The 10,987-nt window shown below is 56.9% G+C and carries 7 protein-coding genes, 1 tRNA gene and 2 rRNA genes (1 of these 10 cut by a window edge); 7 read left to right on the top strand and 3 right to left on the bottom strand.

Translation table 11 applies throughout. The features are described from left to right. The 3 genes from GSF67_RS17785 to GSF67_RS17775 all read left to right on the top strand — a co-directional run. A 23S ribosomal RNA gene (locus tag GSF67_RS17785) occupies positions 1-1,130 on the top strand (it extends 1,679 nt beyond the left edge of the window). A gap of 283 nt (positions 1,131-1,413) precedes the next feature. Continuing rightward, a 5S ribosomal RNA gene (gene rrf, locus GSF67_RS17780) occupies positions 1,414-1,528 on the top strand. Between the two features lie 241 nt (positions 1,529-1,769). Then, positions 1,770-1,846: transfer RNA gene (locus GSF67_RS17775), tRNA-Met, on the top strand. Between the two features lie 297 nt (positions 1,847-2,143). On the opposite strand, the gene GSF67_RS17770 is transcribed toward GSF67_RS17775, so the two are convergent. From GSF67_RS17770 to GSF67_RS17760, 3 genes are read right to left on the bottom strand one after another with little or no spacing between them, the layout of a single operon-like run. Then, positions 2,144-3,040, bottom strand: coding sequence for a dihydrodipicolinate synthase family protein (locus GSF67_RS17770; RefSeq protein WP_006316071.1), 897 nt, complete (start codon positions 3,038-3,040; stop codon positions 2,144-2,146). Positions 3,041-3,071: 31 nt separating this feature from the next. After that, positions 3,072-3,953: an SMP-30/gluconolactonase/LRE family protein gene (locus tag GSF67_RS17765; RefSeq protein ID WP_006316070.1), complete on the bottom strand. Its 882-nt coding sequence runs from the start codon at positions 3,951-3,953 to the stop codon at positions 3,072-3,074. Positions 3,954-3,996: 43 nt separating this feature from the next. Further along, positions 3,997-4,728: a FadR/GntR family transcriptional regulator gene (locus tag GSF67_RS17760; protein ID WP_006316069.1), complete on the bottom strand. Its 732-nt coding sequence runs from the start codon at positions 4,726-4,728 to the stop codon at positions 3,997-3,999. 300 nt (positions 4,729-5,028) lie between these two features. Between GSF67_RS17760 and GSF67_RS17755 the strand changes: the two genes are divergently transcribed. From GSF67_RS17755 to GSF67_RS17740, 4 genes are all read left to right on the top strand, one after another. Next, positions 5,029-6,978 (top strand): ABC transporter substrate-binding protein, encoded by a 1,950-nt coding sequence (locus GSF67_RS17755; RefSeq protein ID WP_006316068.1) that lies wholly within the window; start codon positions 5,029-5,031, stop codon positions 6,976-6,978. A gap of 110 nt (positions 6,979-7,088) precedes the next feature. After that, positions 7,089-8,075, top strand: coding sequence for an ABC transporter permease (locus GSF67_RS17750; RefSeq protein WP_006316067.1), 987 nt, complete (start codon positions 7,089-7,091; stop codon positions 8,073-8,075). A 9-nt stretch (positions 8,076-8,084) separates the two neighbouring features. Beyond that, positions 8,085-9,209, top strand: a complete 1,125-nt coding sequence (locus GSF67_RS17745) for an ABC transporter permease (RefSeq protein ID WP_176072056.1) — start codon at positions 8,085-8,087, stop codon at positions 9,207-9,209. A 10-nt stretch (positions 9,210-9,219) separates the two neighbouring features. Then, on the top strand, positions 9,220-10,944 hold the full coding sequence (locus tag GSF67_RS17740) for an ABC transporter ATP-binding protein (RefSeq protein WP_006316065.1): 1,725 nt from the start codon (positions 9,220-9,222) through the stop codon (positions 10,942-10,944). Positions 10,945-10,987 lie beyond the last annotated feature (43 nt).

The raw sequence follows: 10,987 nt of genomic DNA, 5'->3' as shown, positions 1-10,987 counted from the left end.
GTGGCACAGACCAGGGGGTAGCGACTGTTTATCAAAAACACAGGGCTCTGCGAAGTAGCAATACGACGTATAGGGTCTGACGCCTGCCCGGTGCTGGAAGGTTAAAGGGAGGGGTGCAAGCTCTGAACTGAAGCCCCAGTAAACGGCGGCCGTAACTATAACGGTCCTAAGGTAGCGAAATTCCTTGTCGGGTAAGTTCCGACCTGCACGAATGGCGTAACGACTTCCCCGCTGTCTCCAACATAGACTCAGTGAAATTGAATTCCCCGTGAAGATGCGGGGTTCCTGCGGTCAGACGGAAAGACCCCGTGCACCTTTACTATAGCTTTACACTGGCATTCGCCAAGGCATGTGTAGGATAGGTGGTAGGCTTTGAAGCATGGACGCCAGTTCGTGTGGAGCCATCCTTGAAATACCACCCTTATCTTCGTGGATGTCTAACCGCGGTCCGTTATCCGGATCCGGGACAGTGTATGGTGGGTAGTTTGACTGGGGCGGTCGCCTCCGAAAGAGTAACGGAGGCGCGCGATGGTGGGCTCAGACCGGTCGGAAATCGGTCGTCGAGTGCAATGGCATAAGCCCGCCTGACTGCGAGACTGACAAGTCGAGCAGAGACGAAAGTCGGTCATAGTGATCCGGTGGTCCCGTGTGGAAGGGCCATCGCTCAACGGATAAAAGGTACGCCGGGGATAACAGGCTGATGACCCCCAAGAGTCCATATCGACGGGGTTGTTTGGCACCTCGATGTCGACTCATCGCATCCTGGGGCTGGAGCAGGTCCCAAGGGTATGGCTGTTCGCCATTTAAAGCGGTACGTGAGTTGGGTTCAGAACGTCGTGAGACAGTTCGGTCCCTATCTGCCGTGGGTGTAGGAATATTGACAGGATCTGTCCCTAGTACGAGAGGACCGGGATGGACGTATCTCTGGTGGATCTGTTGTCCTGCCAAGGGCATAGCAGAGTAGCTATATACGGAATGGATAACCGCTGAAGGCATCTAAGCGGGAAACCAACCTGAAAACGAGTGTTCCCTATCAGAGCCGTGGAAGACGACCACGTTGATAGGACGGGTGTGGAAGCACAGCAATGTGTGAAGCTTACCGTTACTAATAGCTCGATCGACTTCTTCGTTCCCATTGATTATGTTCATCGAACAAAGTTCGATGACATCATTCTTCTGTCCTGACGCCCGATGGGCTCCGGACGGGCCGCGCCACAGGTATTTTGCTTGAGAGCAAAAACCGGAAGGCGCGACGACCTCTGGTCTGTATGGCTGCTATGCTCACTGTTGAGCAAAGGTAGAATGCGGACAGGTCAAGTAAGACGTGTAATTAAGATAAAAAGTGGCATCGCCACCCAGCTTCTCGAAAACAACAGTCCATGTGAAAACATGAACAATGTTGCGTTTTGCCGACCTGGTGGTTATCGCGGGGCGGCTGCACCCGTTCCCATTCCGAACACGGCCGTGAAACGCCCCAGCGCCAATGGTACTTCGTCTCAAGACGCGGGAGAGTAGGTCGCTGCCAGGTCTGCAAAACGCAACTCAAAATCTTCTCAACTCACATACCTCGGCCCAGCCGACACCAAGGGCCGCTATCCAAGCGGCCTTTCGTCGTTTAAGGCAGAGCTTTAAACAAAATGAAATGGCGTACAAAATCATGTGCGCCCCTTACAGGAGATAAATTGCTCCGCAATTTATCTCCGGCAAAGATCCGTCGTCGCTAAAGCAACGACGTAACCGCGACATTCGGCCTTGCCGAATGCGCTGGACGCGGGGTGGAGCAGCCCGGTAGCTCGTCAGGCTCATAACCTGAAGGCCGCAGGTTCAAATCCTGCCCCCGCAACCAAAATTTAAACCCAATATCAAAAGGCTTCGAGGAAACTCGGAGCCCTTTTTGCGTTCCTCCAGGAACGGTAACAACCCTCAGAACAAGGATTGATGAGTTTCCTCAGATTTAATCCGTTTTTCCATTTCGCATTAGCTCACCAGATCCGGCGTAGTGGATTGTCCGACAACAATTTTATCCTTCGTAAGTGGATCACGGCAAAACGGAAAATGGATCAAACTCACATGAAAAATAACAGCATCGTCGTATGATGCTCTCAACGTCCGAAAGCGTTGGGAGCATCTCGCTCTTGGGAGGTTATTTCCAGCTGGCCAGCAGGTCTTCGAGCAAAGCACGGTCCGGCGAATCCAAGCGCACGAGTCCAGGGGCGCGCACCGGACCGACGGCGAGCCCCGTGATTTCCATTGCTTCTTTCACCACAGTCACATTGGCGCCGTTTCGGTAGCGCGTGCGCAGCCGCTCGAACAATTCGATCTTCTCAACGATCTTTCGGGCGCCGTCGAAATCGCCTGCCACAAGAGCCTCGTGAACCTGCATTGAAAAATGCGGTGCAACATTAACGAGACCGGAGGTGAAGCCACGCGCTCCGACTGCGGCGAAGGCTGGGGCCCAGCTTTCTGCAAGGCCGCAAATATACAAGGCTCCGTCTGCGTCGGAGGCGGCGATGGCGCGCGACAGCAGCATGATGTCTGTCGTGGCGAATTTGATGCCCGCGACATTTGGATGGCTGGAGAGCCTCACCATATCGTCCACCGCAAATCCATCGGCCCGTACATAGGCGACAAGAGGAAGCGCGCTGTCTTCAGCCAGCCCCAGGAAATAGTCGATTTGAGATTGAGGAGCGGCGAACGGATCAACCGGTTGGTGAGACATCACTGCGGATGCGCCGAGTTCCTTTGCGGTCCGCGCCATCGCAATTGCTTCGCGCTGCGAGCGTCCAATTGCGGCGGTGACGGGAGCAATGCCGTCCACGCCTTTGATTGCGGCCTCGTAAACCGTCAGGATTTCAGCGGGCGTCAACGCGTAAAACTCGCCTGTATTGCCAGCAGCGACGATGTTGTGAATGCCGGCCCTGGCCACACGGGCGTAGGCCTCGGCGGTGATGTCGAAACTGATCTCTCCATCGGCGTCATATGCCGTAACGGGAACGCCGGAGATGCCGTGCAGCGCCTGGCGAATATCAAATGTCGTCATTAATCGGTCTCCCGTGGAGTAAAATCTATCGTCAAAGGGGGAATTTGTGAATCGGGGCGCCAGCAACAGGCGCGTCGAAAGCAACCAATGTTCCTGATGTTGCGACGCCGTTTGTGTCTGTCACAAGGCTGGTAACGTAGAGTGTCTTGAGTTCGGGACCGCCGAAGCAGGGCATGGTGGGACCCTTGAACGGCATCTTGTAGATTTCAAACAATTCGCCATCGGGAGTGAAGCGGTTCAATCTGCCCGCCTGCACACCGGCACTCCAGTAACAACCTTCGCTGTCTGTCGCAGCACCATCCGGCCTGCCTTCGTCCGGCTGAAAATCATGGAGGCGTTTGGCGGGCCCAAGCCTGCCCGTTTGAACATCGAAGTCGAAAACCTGAAGCAGCAGCCCGCTGCTATCTGAATGGTACATCCGTGTCCCGTCCGGGCTCCAGGCGAGACCGTTGGACGTCAGCATATCGCCGTCTATGAAGCGCTCGACGTGACCGCTGGAAGAAACGCGATAGAGGCGAGCATTGCCGGTGGGAACGTCTGCCTCATCTCTTGTGCCCACCCAGAAGTGACCATCTGGGCCAACCTTTCCATCATTCAACCGGCTGTCGGCTCTCCCCTCATCGGGATCGCAGAGAAGCTCGAGTTCACCATTCTGCGGATTGAGCAGATGAACGCCTGTCTTCAATGCCGCGATGATCAGGTTACTTTGGCAGAGGCCAAGACAGCCGATCTGTGCCGGCATGTCGAAACGCTGGAGTTTTCCGCTTGCTGAAAGGCAAAAAATTGCAGGCGCCAGAATGTCCACGAACCACAGGTCGCCGGTTCGCTCGTCCCACGTCGGAGACTCGCCCACCCGCAGCGGTGTGTCGATAAGTGTGCGAATTGCAGGCTCTATAATGCGCGGCTGGCTCACGAATTCTCCTCCATCATCCGTGTGGCGTCGATCGGTCAGAAGTTCAGGTTCCTCCCTCACCGCCCACGCCTTTGAACATTCTGGCACGCGCCTTCAGGATGTGGTCCTTCATCGCGTCATGAGCGGCCTGCTCCCGTCGCTCGAATACAGCCTCGACAATTGCGGTATGCTCGTTCTGCACGTCACGAACATGTTGAGGCGTGCGTTTGAGGCTAAGGCTGCGTGTCACGGATTGTCCGATTGCAAAGTGGGGCTTGAACCAGGTGCGAACCGTGATGTGAAACTGGTTGTGGCTGGCTCTGGCGATGGCATCGTGCAGGGCAAAGTCCTCCTCCGCGCCGAGATCACCCCGCTCGAGGCAGAGTTCCAGCGCTGCGAGCGCCTGCTCGATTCGCGACCTGTCCGCGGGCTGCCAGTTTCTTGCCGCCAGTTCTGCGGCAGAGGCTTCGAGGCCAGACCTGAATTCGAAGAAGCGCTGCACGTCGGCGAGCGAACCGACAGGTACTTGTTGCAGAACGGAGGAATCGGGCCGCTGGCGAACATAGGAGCCGGACCCTTTTTGAGACACGATAAGGTCATCGTTGCGCAGTCTCTCCAGCGCCTCGCGCACGACCGGACGCGATGCGCCCAACATCGACGCCAGGCTTTGTTCGGATGGCAGCCGCTCGTTCAGCGGAAAACGGCCATCGCTGATCATGCCGACGATCTTCTCGTACACGATGTCGCTCAGCCGCGTCTCGCTCCTGGAGGAAGCAGATGTTGTCAGATTATCCATCTGCGCCCTCTCGTCGCAAATCGCTGAATCTTCTCAGCATTTCATTTCAGACGTTATCAAGTGCGTCTCTACAGGCGCGCTGGAAGCTGATCAACTCCCGACCGCGAACGGCGTATTCGATTGTGAAAACTTTATCCATGAATAAAAAATCTGTAAAAATCTGTCAATACTTGTAATCATCTGAAAACACTCATATGGTCACCCTGCCGATGGAGGATCGGCACGTGGGCCAGCCGGGAGGGCTGAAGCAATGAGGTTCACCTCGTTGCGACCTGCGATCTTTTGGGAGGAAATCGATCGATGCGCGATGGGGATGAAATCTCGCACGGCGTAACGCGCCGTACATTTATTGCCGGGCTTGGAGGCGTTGCTGCGCTGTCTCTCCTCGGTACTTCGGCACAAGCTGCGGTTGGCAAGGAAGCGCCTGAATTGGCTGCCCTTGTCAAGGATGGGAAGTTACCGGCTTTGGCCGATCGCCTGCCGAAGAACCCGATGGTGGTGACGCCGTTCGAGAAGGTCGGCACTTATGGCGGCACCCTGCGCCGTGGTCTTCGCGGGTCGTCGGACCATAACGGCATCCTGCGCATGGTCGGCAACCAGAGCCTCGTTCGCTGGAACATGGACTTCACCGAGGTCTTGCCGAACCTTGCGGAGAAGTGGGAAGTCAGTCCTGACGCGTCCGAGTTCACCTTCCATCTGATTGAGGGCGCGAAGTGGTCTGACGGCCATCCGTTCACTGCCGATGACGTGGTCTTCGCGATCGAAGACTGCATCAAGAACAAGGAGCTCTACAGCGCCACTCCGGCGCAGTTGTCCGTGGCAGGTAAGGCCGTCGACGTATCAAAGGTCGATGATTTCACTGTAAAGTTCAAGTTTGCGGCACCGAACGCGCTGTATCTCGAGAATCTTGCGACCCCGCTGGGCCAGCACCCCACGCTGTTCCCCAAGCATTATTGCAGCAAGTTCCTGCCCAAATACAATGCGGCTCTCGATGCAGAGGTCAAGGCGGCCGGTGTTTCCAGTTGGACGGAGCTTTTCCGTGCCAAATGCGGCGATATCGAAATCCCGTCCCGTTGGTCAAATGTCGACAAGCCGACGCTCGATCCATGGGTCGTCAAGGAACCTTATTCCGGCGGTGCGACGCGTGTTGTCATGACCCGCAACCCATACTTCTGGCAGGTTGATACGGATGGCAACCAGTTGCCCTATATCAACGAGATCAATTTCGGCATCTCGCAGGATGTCGAATCCCTGATGCTCAACGTGATTTCGGGCAAGATCGATATTCAGGAACGCCACATCAGCGTGCTCGCCAACAAGCCGACGCTTTCCCAGAACATGGAGAAGGGCAATTACCGGCTGATGACGCTGGTTCCGTCTGCTGCCCAGCAATGCCAGATTTATCTCAACATCACCCATAAAGATCCTGCCATGCGCAAGATGTTTGCGGACAAATCCTTCCGGCAGGCCCTGTCGCTGGGGCTTAATCGCCAGGAGATCATCGACATCGTGTATTTCGGCCAGAGCGAAGCCTATCAGACCGGTCCGCGCCCGACACACCCATGGTACCACGAGAAACTCGCGCGGCAGAGTACCGAGTTCGATGCGGATAAAGCCAACGAGCTTCTCGACAAGGCTGGATACGACAAGAAAAACGGCAATGGAATTCGCCTGCGTCCCGATGGTCAGCCGATCTTCTTCTCAATCGATGTCATTCCAACGCTCTATCCCGATCTCGTCGACACGCTGGAACTGGTGAAGGCGCAGTGGGCGCAGATCGGCGTCGATATCAAGGTCAACACCATCGAACGCGCGCTGTATTACACGCGTGGTGACGACAACGCCCACGATGCGGCTGTGTGGCCGGGTCCGGGTGGACTGGACCCGATGCTCGATCCGCGCGACTTCTTCGCCTTCCATCCACAAGGATCACGTTACGCCATTCCATGGGCGCTCTGGTATACGTCCAACGGTCAGAAGGGTGAGGAGCCGCCGGAAAGCCAGAAGAAGCGGTTCAAGCTTTTCGATGAAGCTCGCTCGACTGCTGATATCGCCAAGCGTGGCGAAATCATGAAGCAGATTTTCGATATCGCTGCGGAAGAATTCGAAACGATTGGCGTCTGCCTGGCTGTTGGCGGTTTCGGCATCATCAGGAACAATCTTCACAATGTTCCGGAAAAGGAACCAGACAGCTGGTCCTGGCCGAACCCTGGTCCGGCGCTGCCGCAGCAGTTCACCTTCACAAGCTAAACGACTGATGTGTGTCGCCGTTTGCGCGGCGACACTTTTCGATTGGGTCGAGTGGCAGGTATCCGCGTTCGCCAGGCGGATATGCTGCAAAACGTGATTGTGAGAACGACATGTTGGTCTTCATCGTGAAACGGCTGCTATGGATGGTTCCATCGCTGTTTGCCGTCAGCTTCCTTGCCTTCGTCCTTATTCAGTTGCCGCCAGGCGATTATGTGACGACCTATATCGCCACGCTTGCCGCTTCGAACGAAGTCATCGACCAGAACACCGCCGCGCAACTGCGTGAACGTTTCGGTCTCGGCGATCCCATGATAATCCAATACCTGAAATGGATATGGGGCATCATCAGCCGGGGTGATTTCGGCATATCCTTCGAGTGGCAGCAGCCGGTATCGGGCCTGATCTGGGAGCGCATGGCGCTGACGCTTGTGCTGGCAATTGCAAGTCTGCTGGCCACATGGGCCATCGCGCTGCCCATTGGCGTCTTCTCCGCCGTGCGGAAATATTCCATCGGCGACTACATGTTCACCGCCTTCTCCTTCTTCGGACTTTCCATCCCGTCATTCCTGCTTGCGCTGGTTCTCATGTATGTCGCGGCGGTCGAATTCGGCGCGGATGTCGGTGGCCTGTTCTCGGCCCAGTTCGAAACTGCGCCGTGGAGCATCGCAAAGATGATCGATCTCATGGCGCATATCTGGTTGCCGGTCGCCATCCTTGCCATTTCCTCCACCGCCAGCCTCATCCGCGTCATGCGCGCCAATATGCTGGACGAATTGCCGAAACCCTATGTGACCACTGCGCGTGCCAAGGGGCTGTCGGAGTTTCGCCTGTTGACGAAATATCCTCTAAGAATTGCCCTCAACCCCTTCATTTCCACGATTGCATGGCTGTTACCCAACCTCATTTCGGGTTCCGTCGTCGTTGCCATCGTGCTCAACCTGCCCACCGCAGCGCCGCTTCTTTTGCAGTCGCTGATGGCGCAGGACATGTATCTCGCCGGGGCCTTCGTGCTTCTGATCTGCGCGTTGACGCTGATCGGATCGCTGATCAGCGACATTCTGCTGGCGGTGGTCGATCCCCGAATCCGACTCGAATAGGAGGGCGTCATGGCCGATATTGCTGTAGCCACCACCATTCGCCCCGACCGCGCCGCCGTCGCCTCGCAATGGCAACTCATCTGGTGGGCGTTCAAGCGCCACCGTCTGGCCATGGCCGCTCTCGTGGTGACCATTGCCATGTATGTCGTGGCCCTCGTGCCCGGCTTCTTTGCGATCAATGATCCGGTGCTTCAAAATGCCCGCGCGACGTTTTATCCGCCGCAACGGGTTCATTTGATCGACACGACGGATGGTTTCTCCGTCGGGCTGCATTATTACCCTCTCAAGCTGACGCGTAACCCTGAAACGCTGGCCGCCGTCTTCGTTGAAGACACGGGGAAGAAAATACCGATCCAGCTTTTTGGTCGCGGCTACGAATATTCCGTGCTTGGACTGTTCGACACCAACATCCATCTTCTGGCCTCCACCGATAAGACGCGACCGCTGTTTCTTTTCGGGGCTGACCGGCTTGGCCGCGATGTCTTCAGCCGTGTCGTGCAGGGTTCGCAGATTTCCCTGTCCATTGGTCTTGTCGGCGTGTTCTTTTCGCTGCTGCTCGGCGTCGTCTTAGGCGGTATCTCGGGGTATTATGGCGGGCGTATCGATTTCGTCATGCAGCGGGTAATCGATTTCGTCCTGTCGCTGCCCACCATCCCCATATGGCTGGCCATGGCAGCGGCGCTGCCGCAGGGCTGGCCCGCGACGCTTCAATATATGATGATCACCATCATCCTGTCCCTGACCGGCTGGGCGCAGCTTGCCCGCGTCGTGCGTGGCAGGTTCCTGTCGCTCAGAACGGAAGAGTTTGTTGCTGCTGCCAGATTGGACGGTGTTCCCGAAGGGCGCATCATCTTCCGTCACATGCTGCCCAGCTTCTCCAACCACATCATCGCTTCCGTCACGCTGGCTGTACCCGCAATGATCCTCGCGGAAACGTCGCTGTCCTTCCTCGGTCTCGGCCTTCAGCCGCCAACGATTTCGTGGGGCGTGCTGCTGCGTGAGGCCCAGAACATCCGTTCGATTGCGACGGCTCCGTGGCTCTTCCTGCCCGGTGTTGCCGTTGTTGTTGCAGTCATGGCGCTGAACCTCCTCGGCGATGGTCTGCGCGATGCAGCCGACCCCTATAACAAGTGAGGGCCTTTATATGAGTGAAGTCGTCTCGATGAAGCCTGCAAAGCCCCTTCTTGAAGTTCGCAATCTCGTTACCGAATTTCCGTTGCGTACCGGCGTTTTTCGTGCCGTCAACGATATTTCTTTCTCGATAGAGCCTGGCAAGACGCTCTGCGTGGTGGGAGAAAGCGGCTCGGGCAAGTCCGTCACGGCCCGCTCCATCCTCCAGATCATCGATAGCCCCGGCTATATCGCCTCCGGCTCGATCATCCTGAACAAGGCAGACGGTTCGTCGGTTGATCTGGCGAAACTGGACCCACGAGGGCGTGCCATCCGGGCTGTTCGCGGTGCCGATATCGCGATGATTTTCCAGGAGCCGATGTCGTCGCTTTCCCCCGTTCATACGGTCGGAGACCAGATTACCGAAGTGTTGCGGCTTCACCTGAAAATGAGCAAGGCGCAGGCGAGGGCAGAGGCAATCGAGCTGCTGCGGCAGGTTGAGATTCCAAACCCGGAAAAGGCGCTGGACCGATACGCCTTCCAATATTCCGGCGGTATGCGCCAGCGCGCCATGATCGCGATGGCGCTTGCCTGCAAGCCACAGCTCCTCATTGCCGACGAGCCGACGACGGCGCTCGACGTCACCACGCAGGCGGAAATTCTCGATCTGATATCGCGGCTGCAAAAGGCCCACGGTATGGCCGTGCTGTTCATCACGCACGATATGGGCGTCGTCGCTCAAATCGCTGATGATGTGCTTGTCATGCATCATGGCGTCGTGAAGGAGTACGGGACAGTCGAGCAAATCTTCCACAAGCCGCAGGATCCCTATACGCGGATGCTGATCGGCTCGGTCCTCAAGCTGGAGCAGAAGGCCGAAATCCGCCTTGTCCGTCCGCCGCTTGATCAGACCGTGGCGCCGATACTGGAAGTCAAGGACCTGTCGATGCACTTCGGCGAGATGAAGGCGCTGGACGGTGTTTCGATCAAGCTTCTGCCCGGCGAGACGCTTGGCATCGTCGGCGAAAGCGGGTCGGGTAAGACGACCATGGGCCGCTCCATCATGCGCCTCTATGATCCGACGGCTGGCGAGATGCTTTATAGAAGAGCCGACGGCTCCGTTGTCGATTTGTCGAAGATAGAAGGAAAGGAACTGAAGGCTGCGCGCAGGGAGTTGCGCATGGTCTTCCAGGATCCTTTCGGGTCGCTCAATCCACGCATGACCGTCGCGCAGGTGATTGGAGAACCGCTGCTTGTCAACGGGATTGCCAAGGGTAAGGAACTGGAGGAGCGTGTCTGCTCCCTGATGGAGCAAGTGGGTCTGGATCCCAGTGGGCGTGAACGCTATCCGCACGCCTTTTCCGGTGGTCAGCGTCAGCGCATCGGGATTGCGCGAGCCATCACGCTGAAGCCCCGCATCATCGTTGCAGATGAGGCCACATCGGCTCTGGACGTTTCAGTCAGGTTTCAGGTGCTGGATCTGCTTATGAGGTTGCAGGACGAGTTGGGTCTCGCATACATCTTCATCAGTCATGACATTGGCGTCATCCGCTACATGTGCGACAGGGTCGGCGTCATGTATCGCGGCAAGCTGGTCGAGGTGGGGGAGGCCGAAAAGGTCTGCAACGCACCGGATCATCCCTACACCCAGGCATTGCTTTCCGCGATCCCACGGCCGGATCCGCGGGATCGCGACCGGACGAGGCGGTTCCGTTATGTCGAACCGGCACCAATCAAAAATGGCGCCGCCGCCCAATGACCCCACATTTTCCATCTCCTTGAATTCATGAGGAAGACTGAGG

It is taken from the genome of Agrobacterium sp. CGMCC 11546 (assembly GCF_013365515.1).
Lineage (GTDB): Bacteria > Pseudomonadota > Alphaproteobacteria > Rhizobiales > Rhizobiaceae > Agrobacterium > Agrobacterium fabrum.
This window is presented reverse-complemented; position numbering and strand designations above follow the sequence as displayed.